The sequence below is a fragment of the Leptolyngbya sp. GB1-A1 genome (assembly GCF_039962475.1).
In the GTDB taxonomy this organism is placed as follows: domain Bacteria; phylum Cyanobacteriota; class Cyanobacteriia; order Elainellales; family Elainellaceae; genus Leptolyngbya_A.
In genome coordinates, this window is the sequence record NZ_JAMPLI010000005.1 from 88,085 (window position 1) to 105,742 (window position 17,658).

Below are 17,658 nucleotides of genomic sequence, written 5' to 3' on the forward strand. Positions count from 1 at the left end.
TTGCACTAACGCATCCTCTATCTAACCGTTTATCTAAACACTGGTTATCGCCGGGCTTCGATCGTAATACAGTTCAATCGTAATATAGTCCAATCCAGTCTATGAGCCTGCCTCTAGCCTGCGCTGCCACTCTTCATCGATCTTGTCCGATCGTAGGAGTTCCTGTTCGGTTAGGTCGGTTTCGGTGGTATATGCCAGGTCTTTTTCGTCTACCACGGTTGTTGCAGCAAACTGACGGGCATAAAGTAGCTTTTGCTTCACTTCTGGGTTTTTCTGGTTGAGAAGCATAGCCCACTGCTGCCTCTGGTCGTTACGCGACTCAATGTGGCGATTGCGTGACTGAATCCAGAAATAGCGGATCAGCGGAATGGCTAGGAATCCAACGCCATAGGCTAGCAGCCCCCAGTAAATACTACCCACAAAGGCAACTAGCCCGCCGAGCTGAGCGGCGATCGTTCCATCTGCCAGGAGTGATCCCAGCACCAGAGCCAGCACAATATTCACGCCGCCCAAACCTGCCGCCAGGATAATTTGTCCACTCGTTGCCCGACTAAAGCGATAGGGCAGTTCTTTCAGATACGCCGCAACCGGATTGGATCGCTTCTGGTCTGCCGTCACCTGCAATTCGGGAAAGTGATAAACCAACTGCCCTTCGGGACTCACTTCCGGTCGTCCATTAAAGCGGCTCAACACAGGCAGCATATAGTCTTCATATTCCTGCTGCGATTGGCTTCCAAGCTCATCTAAATAGGGCGCGACCTGCTCTGCAATCACGGCTCCCCCATTGCTGCGAATCACTGTGCCGATCGTTTTCCAGCGTCGTTCATTCAGATCTGCATTTGGGTTACCATCCCCAAACAGGAAGGAAAATATTGCTTCCAGGAAGTTTATTTCCCGATCGTCTCTGCGTTGCCTGCGGTGATAGGCGCGATCGTCTCCATAGTTGGGCGTAAAGATCCAGAACACATCGCCAAACCAAACCGTGGGCATCCGAATTTCACTGCCCCCATTAGAGTCACCATCGCTGCGGCTATTCGCGGCAATCACGATCGCCAAAATTGCAATTGACAACAGGACGATCGACGCGATCAGGACAATGCCAAAGGAAATCCGAATCAGGTAAAACAAAATCTTCCAGACTCGATTCCACCATTCCTGCACCCGCAGCCGAAAATACTTGTTTCGCAGCACATCCCGAAAGTTGCGCTGAAACTGATAGGCAATCTCGCCCGACTCCGCGACCTGAAGATGCCCGCCTGCTTCCGATGCCAACGCTAAAAGCTCTTTTTCAGCGACTCGCACTTCTAAGCCTGCCTGAGAGGCAACATCGCCCACGGTCACACGATAGCCCAGTTGCTCAACCGCCCGCATGATGTTGGGATTTGGAGCCATACTCCCTCCTGAGACGTAGAAAGACACTCTTCTTTCAGTATAGGAAGGTGATCGAGGGTCAGACAGGGGAGTTTCCCGATCGAAAGGGTAGTTTTTATCTTTTAGAAGTTTTAGGCGGATGACCGTGCAATGATGTTACCTAATTGCTCACCCGCTCCCTCTAAAAAACTCGGGATTTGAGGGGCAATGTAGAAACTTTGTGACTCTTCAAATAGCCTGCAATCCGCTTTAAAGCTGGGGCGATCGCAAATGCCACTCCGTCGCCTGCTCATAGGCATAAGCCGCTTGCAGCAAAGTCTCTTCTTGCAGCACGTTTCCAATCATTTGTAAGCCGATCGGCATTCCCTGACCGTCGAAGCCACAGGGCAAACTGAGGGCAGGCAGTCCCGCCAGGTTTACGGGGATCGTCATCAGGTCGAGCAGATACATACTGATCGGGTCTTCGGTCTTTTCTCCGGCTTTAACCGCAGTGGTCGGCGCAGTAGGGCACACCAGCACATCGACCTGTCCAAACGCTCGCTCGAAGTCTTGCTTGATCAGCGTTCGCACTTTTTGCGCCTTCAGGTAATAGGCATCGTAGTAGCCTGCCGACAGCGCATAAGTGCCGATCATAATTCGGCGTTTCACTTCTGCGCCAAATCCCTGAGCGCGGGTCTGGGTGTACATCGTCATCAGGTTATCAGGATGATCGGTGCGGTAGCCATACTTCACCCCGTCATAGCGTGCCAGGTTTGCCGACGCTTCCGAAGGCGCAATAATGTAATAAGTTGGCAACCCGTAGCGAAACTGCGGACAGGAAATTTCTTTGACTTCTGCGCCCAGAGCTTTCATTTGCTCCACTGCCTGATTCACCGCATTGCCCACGACGGGATCAAGTCCCTCGCCAAAGGTTTCTTTGATAATGCCGATGCGAAACTTGCGATCGGTCTTCAAGCTCGCCACATAATTCGGCACAGGCACATTAAGACTGGTAGAGTCGTGCGGGTCGTATCCGGCAATTTCTTTCAGCAAAATTGCGGCATCCTCAACCGATCGCCCAAATGGGCCAATCTGATCGAGCGAGGAGGCATAGGCAACCAATCCATATCGAGAAACGCGCCCATAGGTCGGCTTCATACCCACCACACCACAGAACGAAGCAGGCTGACGAATCGATCCCCCCGTATCTGAGCCAAGGGCAACCACGCATTCCTCTGCTGCCACTGCCGCCGCCGACCCCCCCGATGAGCCGCCCGGAACTCGCTCCAGATCCCAGGGATTCGCTGTGAGCTGATAAGCAGAACTTTCGGTCGAGCTGCCCATTGCGAACTCGTCCATATTCGTTTTGCCTACCATAACTGCGCCTGCCTCGTTCAGCTTTTGCGTCACAGTAGACTCGTAGGGCGGCACGAAATTCTGCAAAATCTTAGAACCGCAGGTCGTGCGAATGCCCTTTGTGCAAAGGTTGTCTTTAATGCCGATCGGAATCCCTGCTAGCAAGCCAATTTCCTCACCGGCGGCAATTTTGGCATCCACCTGTTTTGCCTGCTCGATCGCTCGATCGCCCGTCACGCTCAAAAAGCTATGCAGCTTTGGCTCTAATGCCTGAATGCGATCGAGTGCTGCCTGCGTCAGTTCAACCGCAGAGCGTTCTTTGTTAACGAGCTGGTCGTGCAACTCACGAATGGATGCCATGCAATGCCCTCGAATTTCAGCCGATACAAAACTTCCAAAACACCACTTTATCGCCAAATGGGGGGATGTGGCAGTCCGCAGCAAAAATCAAGCGCGATTTTAGGCGGTGTTGATCCAACAGTGTTAATCCAATAGAAATCCTGTTGAAAAAGCAGCCAGAAAGATACGATCGCCATCAGAACTTCCTAATACAAGCAGCTTTAACAGACACGCCCTCCATCAAATCCACCCCTTCACCCCTATGCCCTCCAATCCCTACCCTCTCTCTGTCTACCTGCAAGGACAGGGATTCCCGATTCTTTGCCTGCATGGGCATCCAGGGTCGGGAGACTGTATGTCTGTGTTCACCAATTATTTGTCGCAGCGATACTGGACGATCGCTCCCGATTTGCGTGGCTACGGCAATAGCCAGACCCGTGAATTGTTCGACATGACCGATCATCTGCTGGATCTGGAAATGCTGCTCGATCGCCTGCAGATCGATCGCTTTCTGGTGTTGGGCTGGTCGCTAGGTGGAATTCTGGCAATGGAGCTTGCTCTAAAGTTTCCAGAGCGCGTGAGTGGTTTAATTCTGGTTGGCACAGCTGCCCGTCCCTGGAGCGATCATCCCCCTGTCACCTGGCAGGACAATTTCTACACCGGGGTAGCTTCGATCGTTAATAAGCTGAATCCTGGCTGGCGGTGGAATATTGACACCTTTGGCAAACGATCGCTCTATCGCTACCTGATCCAGCAGCACAATGCCGTTGCCTATCAACACTTAGCAGACGAAGCCTTTCCCGCCTATCTCAAAACCTCACGCGCTGCCCAAAATGCGCTCAATCAAGCCCTGCGTCGCCACTATAACCGACTGGAAGAACTCAACCAAATTCAGTGTCCGGCTCTGATGCTAGCAGGAGAAGCCGATCGCCACATTTCAATCCAGTCCAGTCTGGAAACTGCGGCAAAACTCCCGGACTGTGAAGTCTGCTGCTATCCCGAAACGGCGCACTTGTTTCCCTGGGAAATTCCGGGGCAGGTGATCGCCGATATCGATCGATGGCTACTTCAACATCCAGGAGTGACTCGCATTGCAATACCAGAGGCATACAGTGAATAGTCGATCGTTCTACAAAGCTAGCGTTACGCTTCGCTTGAGAGACATCCCCTATTTACTTAAAGTGAGCTGCTCAGCACCGGGAACAAGTTTTTCCAGGGCTTCATTTCTTTTTCCTCGTCGAACACGGTCAGCCTGACAGGTTTGCAGCGTTTCACCACTGCTTTAATCCCGCTTGCGCCTTCCTGCTGTAAGTCTTCGATGTAACCAGGTTCCGCTAATTTGGCATCTTTAGCAGTGGCAAAAGGACCAAAATAGTACGTGCAGTTCGGCGTTTCTGTGACGACCTCGACCCACCAGGCTAAACCCAGCACCTCAAGTACATTAACCAGCAATTCGTTCATAAGCTCCTACTTATGTTCCAGAAATGACAAACGTACAGAGCAGCCTTTAGAATCTTGACGACGGTTTCAAGCTATGCCCCTCTTGTTTTATACTGCTTCAGCCCTATCTTTGCAAAGTTCCTTTTGACAGACCCTCCAGGTGCAGCGTTTGCGATCGCCGCTGACGGAACAGTTCATACATCACCATTCCCGCTGCAACCGACGCATTCAGGCTAGGGGTTACGCCCTGAAGCGGAATGCTCACCAGCTCATCGCAACAGCGTTGTGTCAATAGACTCAATCCGTCGCCTTCTGAACCAATGACCAGCACGATCGCTCCAGTAAACTTCACCGTATCCACAGGCTGAGCCGCATTTGCTGCTGTGCCATAAATCCAGAATCCAGATTCTTTGAGCTGCTCCAGGGCACGACTGAGATTAGTAACTCGTGCTACAGGCAGGGACTCTAACGCACCTGCTGCCACTTTTGCAACTGTCGAAGTGACGCCTACCGCTCGCCTCTGAGGAATCAGAAGTCCGTGTGCGCCTAGTGCTTCTGCCGTCCGAATAATCGCGCCCAGATTGTGGGGATCAGTAATCCCATCGGCAGCGAGCAGAACGGGTTGCTCAGAAGCAGCCTTAGCTCGATCGATCAAATCCTGTAAATCCAGATAATCATAAGGGGCAACCTGAGCCACAATGCCCTGATGTGTTGCTCCCCCTGTGATTTGATCCAGACGGCGGAACTCCACCTCGTCAATGACTGTTCCGTTGGCTTTTGCCTCTAGAATCAGCGAATGAAAGCGGGGATCGTACCGTAGGCGATCGGTCGTCCAGATACGATTCAAAGGACGCTGGTTTTCTAAGGCTGCAAGAACACTATGACGACCATAGATTAGATCAGGATTGATTTCAGTATCGCCAGCCACTGGTTTGGCTGCGATTCCTCCTTTCAGGAACTGCGAAGCAACTGAAGCAATCCTTCGGCGATCTGGCACAACAGATTTAATCCGAAGCGGTGGTTTTGATGAACGCTCAACGCTCCCTTCCGAGAACTGTGAAGCAATGGGTGCTGCCTCGATCGCGACAATTTCAGTCGGATTATCTTCGTTGATCTCATCTTCGTCCGGCTGATCCTGGCTGAGATCGTCTTCATGCAAATGATCCTGGCTGAGATCATCGTTGTCTGCATCGACTTCGATTTCATCCGCAGCAACTTCGACGCTCTCGATTGATTCAGGTGCGATTGGTTCAGGTGCAATTAGTTCATCTTCATTTGATGATTGCTCTAATAATCCCTCTAATCCCTCAGTTAACGGACTCTCCTGATAAGAGCTGCGTCGTCTAATAGGCGCAACCTCCACTTCATTGGGCAGGGCAGCGGGTGACTCAAACTCTTGTAATTCAAATTCAGGAGATTCAAACTCTTCAAACGCAAAGATTTCTTCAGGTGCAGATTTAATACGCTTCACTGAAGGCACTGGCGAAACAGGCTTACCTTTGCCACGAGTAGGTTTAGAACTGTTTTGATAATCTTTTCGTGAACCATCGCGAAAATGGCTGTCTGATCGAAAATCCGATTGCTCCGCGCTTCCCCGATAAGACGATCGCTCCCGGTAGGGCTTGTCGGTTCGGCTGCCGTTTCTTTCCCGGAAAGGTTTATCTGATCGCGAGTTTGGACGGTCTTCCCGATCGCGATAGGGCTTTTCAGAACGGCGGTCTGACCATTTCTCCGGTCGGCTATCAGATTGTCCTCGAAACGGTCTTTCACCCCGACTGTCGGGTCTTTCCCGATAGGGTCTTTCGCTGCGGCTGTCAGTTCTTTCCCGATAAGGTCTTTCACTCCGGCTATCGGGTCTTTCGCGGTAGGGTCTTTCGCTGCGGCTGTCAGTTCTTTCCCGATAAGGTCTTTCACTCCGGCTATCGGGTCTTTCGCGGTAGGGTCTTTCGCCTTGACCTTCGGTTCTTTCCCGGTAAGGTTTTTCGCTCCAGCTGTCAGTTCTTTCCCGATAGGGTCTTTCACTTCGGCTGTCAGTTCTTTCCCGATAAGGTCTTTCACTCCGGCTGTCAGTTCTTTCCCGATAGGGCTTATCAGTATTGTCGCGAAATCGGTTGCTTCGCGGTGCCCCAGAGGAGTAATCAGAACCCGTTCCTCGATTAGGGCGGTCTCCTGTGCGACCATCGTCGCGAGGCGAAGCAGTTCCCCCTTTGGGGTAATCGAACGAGGATTTGCTGCGAGGGCTGTCTTGATAGGGCTTAGAGGGTTTCGATTTGTAGCGGTTTTCTCTAGGCTTGCCCTGAGAAGGTTTATCGTTGTCTCGTTGAAAGCTACCCGATCGGCGATCGGAGCGATCAGGGCGAGAAGTGCGGGTGGGTCGTTTGGCGGGCATGGCAATCCGATTCCTTAAGTATGAGCAAGGGTAAGCAATACAGGGTCGAGTGCAAAATGCTTCTGTCGGCAAGCCAGCATCACAAGGAGCCTGACAGAAATTGCGGGATAGAAATTAGGAGCAAGGCTAAAGAGCTGACAGCAGCATTCGGTTGCTTCGCAGGTCCCGAAAGGGGATCAGGCGATCGAGAGCCAGGCAATAGGGGAATTGATTGGGTTAAGCGTTACGGCTCAGTGGACGGCTGAAGCAAAGGCTGAAGATAGGCGAAAAGCTGAGCCAGACGGGGCGGGTCGGTGACATAGAGATATCCCAGAAGCGTTTCTAAACTGGTTGCCTGCTGATAGATTTCTGGAGCGAGCCGTTTTGGCACCCGATGCGCCGCATTACGACCGCGCCGAACTACGTCTTGCTCTGCCTGCGTCAGATAGGGCTGAAGCATTTGCAGATATTGTGCCTGAGCTTCTGCCCGCACCTGAGCTACTACCTCTTTATGATACGCTTGCAGCCGTTGAGGTGGCATTAAGTAATAAGTGCGAATATAAAGCTCGTACACCGCATCGCCCAAATATGCCAGAGCCGCAGGCGAGAGCCGCTGTATCTTCTGGCGTTTAAGCTGCTCAACGTCCGTCGAGGATAGAAAGACGCTGAACAATCGATCGATGCTCAATAAATCTTCTTCAAAAATCTTTTCACGGCTACCGTCCTCATCAAACTCCACGAGCAACCTGCCTCACTGAAACGCAGCTTTAGCTTTTTTCTAGATTTCTGAGCGCAGCGTCCACCGAAGGCTGAAGGGAAAGGAACTGTTCCAGACGAAGGCATTGAATGACCCGTGCAACGCGAGGACTGCCCACGATCTGTAGCGTACCTCCGTTCTTTTGAATCTTCTTACACAGGTCAACTAGCACACCGAATGATGAACTATCGATCAGGTCAACATCGGTAAAGTCGAGGATAGAATTTCTGGGATTCTCCTCCACAGACTTTTCCAGCACTCTACAAAAGGTTGGCACAGAGAAGACATCGAATATCCCGCTAAGACGGAAGATCTGGCAATGCTGCCCGATTTCGCGATCAATTCTCAGCGGGGAAACCTTATCAAAGCCCGGCATTAGCTCTTTTTCAAATTTTCGAGCGCAATGTCTACCGAAGGTTGAAGCGAGAGGAACTGTTCTAGGCGAACCAGTTTAACGGTCTGCGTGACGCGGGGGTTGGTCACGATTTGCAGTGTGCCTCCGCTATTCTGCACTTTCTTGACAAGCTGAACCAGTGCTCCCAGCCCTGAACTATCAATAAAGTCAATCTGGGAGAGGTCAAGGACAAAGTTTTTGGGACTTTCTTCCACATACTTTTCTAGCACCTTGCGGAAGGTCGGCTCAGAGAAAGCATCTAGCAGCCCTGCAAGGCGAAAGAGTTGGCAGTTGTCTCTAACTTCGCGTGTGCCTCGGAGACTAACGGTTAGGGTAAGTGCGTCAGGAATAGTAGCCTCCTCAGTCGGTGTGTACTCAGCGACAAATTCTAAACAGTTCGAGCGTTAAGTATAAGTCAAGCGTAGTTGATCAGCAACTCCGTTTCCTTAATTCTTTACCGACTTGTGCAATCAGCTTGAGCCGGTGATTTATTCAAATAACTTACTTCAAAGTAGTATAGCGAATTCATTCCGCGCTGCTGTACGGAAAACTCGCTAATCTCCCTGCGGAAATTCCTGCCAGAGCGAGGTTGTTTGCCGCAAACTTGCGTGGTTGCCGCTGCCCAGAATCAGGTGATCCAACAGTGGAATCCCAAGAAGCTGCCCTGCCTGAAGCAACTGTCGTGTCAGGTGAATGTCTTCGGAACTGGGCTGAACGTTGCCTGAGGGATGATTGTGAGCGACGATCGCCCGAATTGCTCCCTGTCGAATAATTTCCCGGAAAATATCGCGTGGATGTGCCAGCGTTTCAGTTGCCGTGCCAATGCTGATAATTTGGGTTCCCAGCAGACGATGCTTAACGTCAAGCAGCAAAATGGCAAACCGCTCCTGTGCCTGCCACATCAGGTCATGGCTGAGAACCGTAGCGGCAACAGCGGGATCATCAATGACCGTACCTTCTGGTGGACGAGACGTAAGAACGCGCTTTCCCAACTCGATCGCCGCCAGGATGCTTGTTGCCTTTGCCTCACCGATCCCGGGAATCTGCGTCAGCTCATTAACCGTAACATCTCGCAAAACAACGATCGGATCGCGCTGGTGTTCGCCAAGCTTCTGCAAAATATACTGCCCCAGTCCCACCGCCGACAGCTTCCCCGCCCCCTGCCCCGTCCCCAGCAGAATCGCTAGCAGTTCCGCCGTAGACAAACTCTTTGCACCATAGGTTATCAAGCGTTCACGCGGTCGCTCACTCGTGGGCAAATCTGCCACCCGCAAGCTATAGGTCATCGTCGTTCTTCCTCAAGCTTCCTTCTTCAGCCTAGTTATCCCGCAATCCTCCGGGCAAAAGCATTGGCCCCCTTACCCCCTCCCCCAAAGTGATAAACTCATGTTGCATAAAACAGCCCTGTCAAAAGACCATGCGCCTCGAATTCGTCCCCGTTGAAGAGTTCTACTTTGCCCTTACCCTTGCCGTCAAAACCCTGGAAGAAGTGGGCAATCCCGATCGCGTAGAGCAGGTTCGATCGCGCCTTAAAGACAAGTTTGGTCAACCTTCGACGGTGGCTGCTGCCAAGCAGAACAACTTTAACTATGTGTTTCGGGTGCAGGATTACGACAATAGCCCCGCGCCCCAGCTTGTGTTGTCGATCGCCGACTGGCAGGGTAAGATTCGCCTCAGCAGTGACTATGGCTGGATGCTCGATCCAGACCGCAAGCCTGTAAAGACCGATCGCTACGAGCAGCGTCAGCAGTTCATCACAGATGTTCACAATCACCTGAAAACAGTCTTCGACCTTGATCTAAACTAGCTTCACCCAATTCCTTCTCACCCCTCCCCCATGTCCTCCATAACATCGCTTTTTTACATCGATAACTTTCGGGTTGCCTATCCGCAACGGCAGGGAAATCTAACTCACGCTCAGGAACTGCGCTGGGCAGTTGACGGGGTATCGCTGGCACTAGAGCGCGGGGAACGGGTCGGGTTAGTGGGAGAGTCGGGCTGCGGTAAATCAACCCTGGGACGGGCAGCAATGCGGCTGCTTCCGCTAGGGACACAAATCGAAGGAAAAGTTTTGTATGAGGGGCGATCGGTTTTCGACTTTTCGCCGGAAGAACTGCGGCAGTTTCGGGGTGAAGCAGTTGCGCTGGTGTTTCAAGACCCAATGACCCGGCTTGATCCGCTGATGACGATCGGCGATCACTGTCTGGAAACCCTCCGCGCCCATCAGCCCCACCTGTCGCGCCAGCAAACCAAGGATCGGGCAATGGCAACGCTGGAAGCAGTCAAAATTCCGGCAAATCGCTGGTTGCAGTATCCCCATGAGTTTAGCGGCGGGATGCGGCAACGGGTGGCGATCGCGCTGGCACTGCTGCTCGACCCGAAGCTGATCGTGGCAGATGAACCAACAACAAGCCTGGATGTCACCGTGTCTGCCCAGATTTTGCAGGAGCTAACCCGCCTTTGCAAAGAACGCGACATGGGTTTGCTGCTGATTTCTCACGACCTGGCAATGGTGGGCGAATATTGCGATCGCATTGCGGTCATGTATCAGGGCAAGCTGGTCGAAACGGGAAAATCCCATACGGTTCTGACTCAGCCCCAGCACCCCTACAGCCGATCGCTGCTTCAGTCTGCCCTGCACCTCCAGGCGGGTCGGGATCAGTCAGAGCCTATCCCAAACCGTCCCCAAACAACTCAACCTCTGCTTAGGCTTGACGATCTAAGGCAGCACTATACGCTAGAGCAGAATTTTATGGCGCGGATTTTTGGGCAATTCCCCCTGGGGAGCATTGCAAAGCAACCAGAAGACAAGACGATTCGAGCAGTAGACGGCGTCACGCTCGACCTGTTTCCGGGGGAAATTCTGGGATTGGTGGGAGAGTCGGGCTGCGGTAAAAGTACCCTGTCGCGCACCATTTTGCAGCTTATTCGTCCCACGCACGGCAGGGTAGAGTTTTTAGGGCAAAATTTAACCGCGCTTTCCCCTCAGGCACTTCAGCAGCAGCGACGACAGATGCAAATGGTGTTTCAGGATCCTCACGCCTGTCTCAATCCGTTGATGACGGTAGGAGCAAGCATTTCCGATCCCCTGCTGATCCACAAACTGGCAACACCCGAAGCCGCAAAAGCCGAAGCGGAAAAAATGCTGGAACGCGTCGGTCTAACTCCGGCGATCGACTTTTACCACCACTATCCTAAAGACCTCTCTGGCGGACAGCAGCAGCGTGTCGCGATCGCCCGTGCCCTGATTACACGACCGAAACTTCTGATCTGCGATGAGCCTGTGAGTATGCTGGATGCGAGCGTGCAGGCGCAGGTGCTGGACTTGATGCTGGAGCTAAAGCAGGAATTTGACCTGACCTACCTGTTTATTACGCACGATCTCTGGGTGGCACGGTTTTTGTGCGATCGCATTGCAGTGATGAATGCGGGCAAAATCGTCGAGCTGGGTAAAACGGATGCCCTGTTTGCCAATCCTCAGCATCCCTACACGAAAACGCTGCTGTCTGCTGCACCGCTTCTATCTCGCTTGTCCCAGGCAAACCCACCGGGGAATCCACAGGTCAGCCCAACAAAAGCAATTTTCTCTGAATAGCAATTGAGTTCTGCCCAGTTTATGGGAGAGTCGGCAACCCAGTACTGTTAGTGAACCGTGTATCCTGGAACAGGAGCGTAACCCCGATTAAACCAGAAGCGATCCTTCTAAAGATTTATTTCGATTACCCCAGATTGTGTAGTATTTTGAAGGGTGTTTAACAACACTCCTGTTCACTGTCCTCCTTGCCATTCGAGACATAGGCTCGCTGCTGTCCATGTTTGGATTAATTGGTCATCTGACAAGCTTAGAACACGCCCAACTGGTTGCAAGAGACCTGGGCTATCCCGAATATGCCGACCAGGGTTTAGACTTTTGGTGCAGCGCACCGCCCCAAATCGTAGATACCATCAAAGTGACCAGTGCCACTGGACAGCAAATTGAAGGTCGCTACGTCGAATCCTGTTTTCTGCCGGAAATGCTAGCAACGCGCCGGATCAAGGCAGCGACCCGCAAAATTATTAATGCGATGGCGCACGCCCAAAAACACGGCATCAATATCACTGCGCTGGGTGGATTCTCTTCGATTATCTTTGAGAATTTCAACTTGCAGCAAATTTCCCAGGTGCGAAACGTCAAGCTAGAGTTTGAACGATTTACTACGGGCAATACCCACACGGCTTACATTATTTGTCGTCAGGTGGAGCAGGCAGCCCGTCAGCTTGGTATTGACTTATCAAAGGCAACCGTAGCGGTCTGCGGAGCAACGGGAGACATTGGCAGTGCGGTTTGCCGCTGGCTTGATGCCCGTACCGATGCTGCAGAACTGCTGCTGATCGCTCGTAACCAGGAACGGCTTCAGGCACTCCAGGAAGAGCTGGGGCGCGGCAAAATTTTGAGCCTGGAAGAAGCACTGCCTCAGGCAGACATTATTGTCTGGGTTGCCAGTATGCCAAAGGGTGTGGAGATCGATCCGACCACGCTAAAACAGCCCTGTTTGCTAATAGACGGCGGCTATCCCAAGAATTTGGGAACTAAGATTCAGCATCCGGGTGTTTATGTGCTGAATGGCGGCATTGTGGAGCATTCGCTCGACATCGACTGGCGGATCATGCGGATCGTGAATATGGACGTTCCAGCGCGTCAGTTGTTTGCCTGCTTTGCAGAATCGATGCTGCTGGAGTTTGAGAAGCTGCACACCAACTTCTCCTGGGGACGCAATCAGATTACGCTCGAGAAAATGGATCTGATCGGTCAAGTATCGGTGAAGCACGGATTCCGTCCACTTTTGCCAGCTTAATTGATTACGCTCAGCTGCCCGATCGATGCGAAGCAGCTTCCCCGCTGAAATAATCGTCTGAAAACTAACCCTGCTCCACGATCGCCTGCATTCCTCTAAAGAGCAGATGCGGGTCGGTCGTGATTTTTTGTGCTAATTCCGGATGTTGTGCCCTCAGTCCATGCATTAATGAAGGAGCATCGCCGCCAGTCAGGACGATTGCGCCTTGACCAAATTCCTGCTCCCAGTTTGAAATAAAATCCTTAATTCCTGACAGCACAGTGTAGAAAATGCCGCTTCCAATTGCCTCCGTAGTCGTTATTGCCCAGCGCGGCGGTAAATTTTTGCTGGGTTGAATCAGGGGCAAGGCAGCAGTCTGGTCAGAAAGCGATCGTCTTTGCAGCGTCAGCCCGGGTAGAATTGCGCCCCCGATGAATTCCTGCTGAGCATTTGCTCCCGTAAAAGTTAGAGCAGTTCCAGCATCGATCACCAGAGCAGGCAGTTTGTTACGATCGACAGCTCCCCAGAGGGCAAGGGCGCGATCGATCCCCAGCGTCGGGTAAAGCCCCCGCAGCGGAATTTGCTCCAGCGTCAGCAGTTGGGCTTGGGGGCAGGTTTGCCAGAAGGCAGTTTGGGCAGGAACGACCGAAGCAATATAGATCGGAAGGTCAGCGAAAGCCGCATCCGCAGGCAAATCGGAGTTTTGATGGAAAAATGCTAGCGGGGCAAGTTCCGGGGCAGGATGAGCAGTATCCCAGGCAGCGATCAGCTCTCCCTTTTGAAACCAAGCCCAGTGTAATCGCGAATTCCCGATCGCCAGGGCAATCCATTCGAGGGGAGTGAATCGATCGAATTCTGAATTCTTAAGTATCCTCACAGGATTTTTACAGGGTTCACATCCCATACTCAATATAGCGTTCCTCTTCTGGGTTCTCTTCCAGCCCATTGCTGCGTCTACCCGACCCCACTCCGACCATGGGATGAGCAGCTCGACCTTTGACCTTACACCGTTTGTTTGACTTGTTTTATGAATATTGAATTTGGGCGAGAAATTTGCGGCGATCTCGACCTGGCAGGATCACGCGAATGGCTAGTCACCAATGGCATCGGCGGATTTGCGGCAGGGACGGTTTCAGGAGTGCTAACCCGTCGCTATCACGGCTTACTGGTTGCTGCCCTGAACCCACCCCTCGCCCGTACTTTGCTGCTGACCAAGCTAGAGGAAATTGTCCACTACGATCGCCAGGTGTATGCGCTCAGCACCGATCGCTGGAATGGTGGTCATGTTGATCCGCAGGGATACCGATATTTAGAGCATTTTGCAGTCAACGACACAATTCCCACCTGGCGATATGCCTGCGGCGATGCGCTGCTCGAAAAGCGAGTTTGGATGCAGCAGGGTGCAAATACCACCTACATTCAATATGAGCTGGTGCGATCGAGTCAGCCGCTTGCCCTGATGCTCAAATCGTTTGTGAATTATCGGGATTATCACGGCAATACCCGCTGTTTGCACTGGCAGATGGAGGTGAATCGGGTCGATCGCGGCGTGTCTATCGTGGCTCATGGACAAGCCGTTCCTTTTTTCCTGCTCAGCGATCGGGCAGAGGTGATTACGCTGCATGAGTGGTACTACAACTTTTTCTTAGAAGTGGAACGCTACCGGGGATTGAGCGATCGAGAAGATCACCTTCATGCCGCAACATTTCACCTGACCCTGCATCCTGGCGAAACAGTGACGATTGTTGCCAGTACAGATCCCCATGCCAGCCTCAATGGCTCTGCGGCTTTCAAACTGCGCCAGACCTACGAGCAGCGATTGCTGAGCCTCTGGAAAAGCAACCGTCCCATTGGGGCAAAAGACGCGCCTCCCTGGATTCGTCGTCTGGTGCTGGCAGCCAATCAGTTTGTCGTGAATCGATCGGTGACCCGATTACCCCTTCCAGGAACAGCAAAGCAGCCGAGTGAGTCAGCGGATGCAGAAGAAACTCTACCAGAACCAGAGGTGCTGCATGGCAAAACGATCATCGCTGGGTATCCCTGGTTTAGTGATTGGGGACGGGATACGATGATCAGCCTGCCGGGACTGACCCTGACGACCGGACGATCGGATGTGGCGCGATCGATTTTGCGAACCTTTGCTTCCTATGTCAGTCAGGGAATGCTGCCCAATCGTTTTCCCGATGTGGGAGAAGAACCGGAATACAATACGGTCGATGCAACGCTTTGGTATTTTGAAGCGATTCACCAATACTATCTGGCGACGCAGGATGATGATTTGCTGGTAGAGCTTTTTCCAGTGCTGGCAGAGATGATCGACTGGCACTGTCGGGGCACGCGCTACAACATTCACCTTGATCCGGCAGACGGCTTACTTTATGCAGGCACTCCTGAAACGCAGCTCACCTGGATGGATGTCAAGGTAGGCGATTGGGTAGTTACGCCGCGCCTAGGCAAACCGATCGAAGTCAACGCCCTTTGGTACAACGCTCTCCGTACGATCGCAAAAGTTGCCCGTCGGTTGGGCAAGCCCCATCAGGAATACGACGCCATTGCCGATCGCACCCTTGCCCGCTTCGATCGCTTCTGGAATGGCGATTTGGGTTACTGCTACGATGTGCTGGATACGCCCGATGGCAATGATGCTTCGCTGCGTCCGAATCAAATTTTTGCCGTTTCGCTGCCCGAAAGTCCTTTAACCGAGGCCCAGCAGCGCAGCGTAGTGGATGTGTGTGGACGATCGCTCCTGACTTCTCATGGGCTGCGATCGCTATCGTCTGATCATCCCAACTATCGAGGACGCTATGGTGGCACTCCGCAGCAGCGAGACGGAGCCTATCATCAGGGAACCGTTTGGGGTTGGCTGTTAGGACCGTTTGTGCGGGCGCATTTTCGGGTTTATCGCAATCCTGTGCAGGCGCGTCAGTTTTTAGAACCTATGGCAAATCACCTGTCGGCACATGGCATCGGCAGCCTCAGCGAGATTTTTGATGGCGATCCCCCCTTTCATCCACGTGGCTGTTTTGCTCAAGCCTGGACAGTGGCAGAGGTACTGCTTGCTTGGGCTGCGATCGAGCAAATCGATGAACGTTAATCCTTTTTAAACTGCCGGGAAGCGGCGGCATAGTAAACAAGCTGCGCCAAGCGCGTCCGCAAGGTTTCTAGCCCCAGCCGCTCTCCGGCAGAGATGAACACTGCCTGCGGATATTCCTCCTGAGCAAAGGCAAGGGTTTCGCCATCGGCCTGGTCAATCTTGTTAAATGCAAGCAGGGCAGGACCAGGTGTAATCGGCATCTGCGCTAGAATTTTCATCACCGATCGAATCTGACCCTGCCAGCTTGGATGAGATAAATCAACAACGTGCAGCATTGCGTCGGCTTCGGTGACTTCTTCTAGCGTGGCGCGAAACGCATCGACCAGCGAAGGCGGCAAATCGTGGATAAATCCCACCGTGTCGGTGAGGACGATCGGCAGAGAGCTGTGAGTTTGTGGATCAGTCAACACCAAGCGGCGAGTGGTCGGATCAAGCGTCGCAAAAAGCTGGTCTGCGGTATAAACCTCCGCATTAGTTAAGGCATTCAGCAGCGTTGATTTTCCGGCATTGGTGTAGCCCACGATCGCAATCGACGGAACTTCCTGATGCTGTCGCTGCTGTCGAAGGCGCGATCGATGTGCCTGAAGCTGGTTCACTTCCTGCTGAAGTCGAGAAATCCGTCGCTGAATCGCTCGCCGCTCAGTCTCTAGTTTGGTTTCCCCCGGCCCTCTTGTGCCAATCCCGCCGCCCAGTCGAGACATTGCCCGACCCCGACCGCTGAGTCGAGGCAGCATATACTCAAGCTGCGCCAGCTCGACCTGCAACTTTCCGGCTCCCGACTGTGCCCGCTGAGCAAAAATATCTAGAATCACTTCAGTTCGATCGACAACCCGCACCCCAATTTGCATTTCCAGGTTTCGCATCTGTGCAGGCGACAAATCGCGATCGAACACTACCAGATTTGCTCCCACGGTCTGAGCCGCCAGCGCAATTTCCTGCACCTTGCCTTCACCCACCACTGTTTGCGGATGGGGACTGCTCCGCCGCTGATGCAGCACTTCTAGCACTTCACCGCCTGCGGTTTCAATCAGTCGCGCCACTTCGACTAGCCGATCGCGAAACTGTTTGGCATTCAGCCCCTCGGTCATTAAGCCCACCAGCAGTACGCGATCGTGACCCGCAGCCACCTGTTGCGCCACATAGTCCCGGCGAAATTCTTCTTCCAGACCTTCAGTGAGATCGAGAAAATCTTGTAGAGCAATACTGTCCAGGCTGAGCGGCGGCGAAACCGTCCAGCGAGCTTCAGGATGGGGAACCAGATGCGCTAGATATGTTTCTTTCACATACCCAGTTGCACCCCCGCCCCGCCGCTCAAAGCCTCCGCCCGACAGCACCAGCATCACTAGCGCATCCAGGCGTTGCAGTGCCATTGCCGTCAAAGTTGCCTCACTGGGCGACTCTGATTTGAGGTTCGTTGTAACACAGCGAATTCCGCTCAGCCGTTCTGCACCATAGCGGGGTAGTTCTAATAAGGGAATCTGCGTTTGTCTGACCGTTCCCACGCCGACTCGAATCACTTGCCCGCGCCGATTAATGTAGGTGCTAACGGGCTGATCAATTTCGGTGCTGATTGCCGCTAATCGTTGAGCAAACTCAGGCGTGGTTAATCGATCGCCGGGAAGTCGCTGATGATAAAGTCGCTGGAGTTGCTTGAGTTGACTTGGCTTCAGACCTTGAAGCTGTCCATAAATCGTTTCGATAGGCGCATTCCACCAGGAATTCTGGTGTTCTCAATTGGACTGCCTT

Annotated in this window: 15 protein-coding genes; 5 read left to right on the top strand and 10 right to left on the bottom strand. The window is 52.7% G+C overall.

Annotated features, from left to right (window positions below; genetic code table 11):
• Positions 1-99 precede the first annotated feature (99 nt).
• A complete protein-coding gene (locus tag NDI45_RS07325; protein ID WP_190794262.1) occupies positions 100-1,392 on the bottom strand; it encodes a hypothetical protein in 1,293 nt (430 codons plus the stop codon).
• 228 nt (positions 1,393-1,620) lie between these two features.
• A complete protein-coding gene (gatA, locus tag NDI45_RS07330; RefSeq protein ID WP_190794263.1) occupies positions 1,621-3,066 on the bottom strand; it encodes an Asp-tRNA(Asn)/Glu-tRNA(Gln) amidotransferase subunit GatA in 1,446 nt (481 codons plus the stop codon).
• Between the two features lie 241 nt (positions 3,067-3,307).
• Here gatA and NDI45_RS07335 point away from each other — a divergent pair, with 241 nt between their 5' ends.
• Complete coding sequence (locus NDI45_RS07335) at positions 3,308-4,165, top strand: alpha/beta hydrolase (RefSeq protein WP_348246901.1); 858 nt, start codon at positions 3,308-3,310, stop codon at positions 4,163-4,165.
• A 56-nt stretch (positions 4,166-4,221) separates the two neighbouring features.
• Here NDI45_RS07335 and NDI45_RS07340 read toward each other — a convergent pair whose 3' ends face one another.
• From NDI45_RS07340 to radC, 6 genes are all read right to left on the bottom strand, one after another.
• The gene (locus tag NDI45_RS07340; RefSeq protein WP_190794265.1) at positions 4,222-4,506 is read right to left on the bottom strand and encodes a DUF1816 domain-containing protein; all 285 of its coding nucleotides are present in this window, start codon (positions 4,504-4,506) and stop codon (positions 4,222-4,224) included.
• 103 nt (positions 4,507-4,609) lie between these two features.
• Entirely contained in the window at positions 4,610-5,494 is an 885-nt protein-coding gene (gene rlmB, locus NDI45_RS07345) for a 23S rRNA (guanosine(2251)-2'-O)-methyltransferase RlmB (RefSeq protein WP_347277924.1), read from the bottom strand.
• 1,603 nt (positions 5,495-7,097) lie between these two features.
• Positions 7,098-7,526 (bottom strand): ribonuclease III domain-containing protein, encoded by a 429-nt coding sequence (locus NDI45_RS07350; protein WP_199296821.1) that lies wholly within the window; start codon positions 7,524-7,526, stop codon positions 7,098-7,100.
• 94 nt (positions 7,527-7,620) lie between these two features.
• The gene (locus NDI45_RS07355; protein ID WP_190794267.1) at positions 7,621-7,986 is read right to left on the bottom strand and encodes an STAS domain-containing protein; all 366 of its coding nucleotides are present in this window, start codon (positions 7,984-7,986) and stop codon (positions 7,621-7,623) included.
• The gene (locus NDI45_RS07360) at positions 7,986-8,354 is read right to left on the bottom strand and encodes an STAS domain-containing protein (protein ID WP_348247020.1); all 369 of its coding nucleotides are present in this window, start codon (positions 8,352-8,354) and stop codon (positions 7,986-7,988) included. The genes NDI45_RS07355 and NDI45_RS07360 overlap by 1 nt, the downstream gene beginning before the upstream one ends.
• A gap of 204 nt (positions 8,355-8,558) precedes the next feature.
• Positions 8,559-9,290 carry a DNA repair protein RadC gene (gene radC, locus NDI45_RS07365; protein ID WP_348246902.1) on the bottom strand — a complete coding sequence of 244 codons (732 nt, stop codon included), beginning with the start codon at positions 9,288-9,290 and terminating at the stop codon, positions 8,559-8,561.
• A 131-nt stretch (positions 9,291-9,421) separates the two neighbouring features.
• Between radC and NDI45_RS07370 the strand changes: the two genes are divergently transcribed.
• The 3 genes from NDI45_RS07370 (at position 9,422) to NDI45_RS07380 (ending at position 12,839) form a co-directional block, all read left to right on the top strand.
• On the top strand, positions 9,422-9,811 hold the full coding sequence (locus NDI45_RS07370; RefSeq protein ID WP_348246903.1) for a hypothetical protein: 390 nt from the start codon (positions 9,422-9,424) through the stop codon (positions 9,809-9,811).
• Between the two features lie 30 nt (positions 9,812-9,841).
• Positions 9,842-11,599: an ABC transporter ATP-binding protein gene (locus NDI45_RS07375; RefSeq protein ID WP_348246904.1), complete on the top strand. Its 1,758-nt coding sequence runs from the start codon at positions 9,842-9,844 to the stop codon at positions 11,597-11,599.
• A 217-nt stretch (positions 11,600-11,816) separates the two neighbouring features.
• Positions 11,817-12,839, top strand: a complete 1,023-nt coding sequence (locus tag NDI45_RS07380) for a long-chain acyl-[acyl-carrier-protein] reductase (protein WP_348246905.1) — start codon at positions 11,817-11,819, stop codon at positions 12,837-12,839.
• A 64-nt stretch (positions 12,840-12,903) separates the two neighbouring features.
• Here NDI45_RS07380 and NDI45_RS07385 read toward each other — a convergent pair whose 3' ends face one another.
• Positions 12,904-13,695, bottom strand: coding sequence for a pantothenate kinase (locus NDI45_RS07385; protein WP_348246906.1), 792 nt, complete (start codon positions 13,693-13,695; stop codon positions 12,904-12,906).
• 150 nt (positions 13,696-13,845) lie between these two features.
• On the opposite strand from NDI45_RS07385, the gene NDI45_RS07390 reads away from it, so the two are divergent.
• A complete protein-coding gene (locus tag NDI45_RS07390; protein WP_348246907.1) occupies positions 13,846-15,912 on the top strand; it encodes an amylo-alpha-1,6-glucosidase in 2,067 nt (688 codons plus the stop codon).
• On the opposite strand, the gene hflX is transcribed toward NDI45_RS07390, so the two are convergent.
• Entirely contained in the window at positions 15,909-17,612 is a 1,704-nt protein-coding gene (hflX, locus tag NDI45_RS07395) for a GTPase HflX (RefSeq protein ID WP_348247021.1), read from the bottom strand. The genes NDI45_RS07390 and hflX overlap by 4 nt on opposite strands.
• Positions 17,613-17,658: the final 46 nt, after the last annotated feature.

Excerpts from the sequence above, each read along its gene's own strand:
- NDI45_RS07325 (WP_190794262.1), bottom strand. The coding sequence starts at position 1,392 with ATGGCTCCAAATCCCAACATCATGCGGGCGGTTGAGCAACTGGGCTAT.
- gatA (WP_190794263.1), bottom strand. The coding sequence starts at position 3,066 with ATGGCATCCATTCGTGAGTTGCACGACCAGCTCGTTAACAAAGAACGC.
- NDI45_RS07335 (WP_348246901.1), top strand. The coding sequence starts at position 3,308 with ATGCCCTCCAATCCCTACCCTCTCTCTGTCTACCTGCAAGGACAGGGA.
- NDI45_RS07340 (WP_190794265.1), bottom strand. The coding sequence starts at position 4,506 with ATGAACGAATTGCTGGTTAATGTACTTGAGGTGCTGGGTTTAGCCTGG.
- NDI45_RS07355 (WP_190794267.1), bottom strand. The coding sequence starts at position 7,986 with ATGCCGGGCTTTGATAAGGTTTCCCCGCTGAGAATTGATCGCGAAATC.
- radC (WP_348246902.1), bottom strand. The coding sequence starts at position 9,290 with ATGACCTATAGCTTGCGGGTGGCAGATTTGCCCACGAGTGAGCGACCG.
- NDI45_RS07370 (WP_348246903.1), top strand. The coding sequence starts at position 9,422 with ATGCGCCTCGAATTCGTCCCCGTTGAAGAGTTCTACTTTGCCCTTACC.
- NDI45_RS07375 (WP_348246904.1), top strand. The coding sequence starts at position 9,842 with ATGTCCTCCATAACATCGCTTTTTTACATCGATAACTTTCGGGTTGCC.
- NDI45_RS07380 (WP_348246905.1), top strand. The coding sequence starts at position 11,817 with ATGTTTGGATTAATTGGTCATCTGACAAGCTTAGAACACGCCCAACTG.
- NDI45_RS07390 (WP_348246907.1), top strand. The coding sequence starts at position 13,846 with ATGAATATTGAATTTGGGCGAGAAATTTGCGGCGATCTCGACCTGGCA.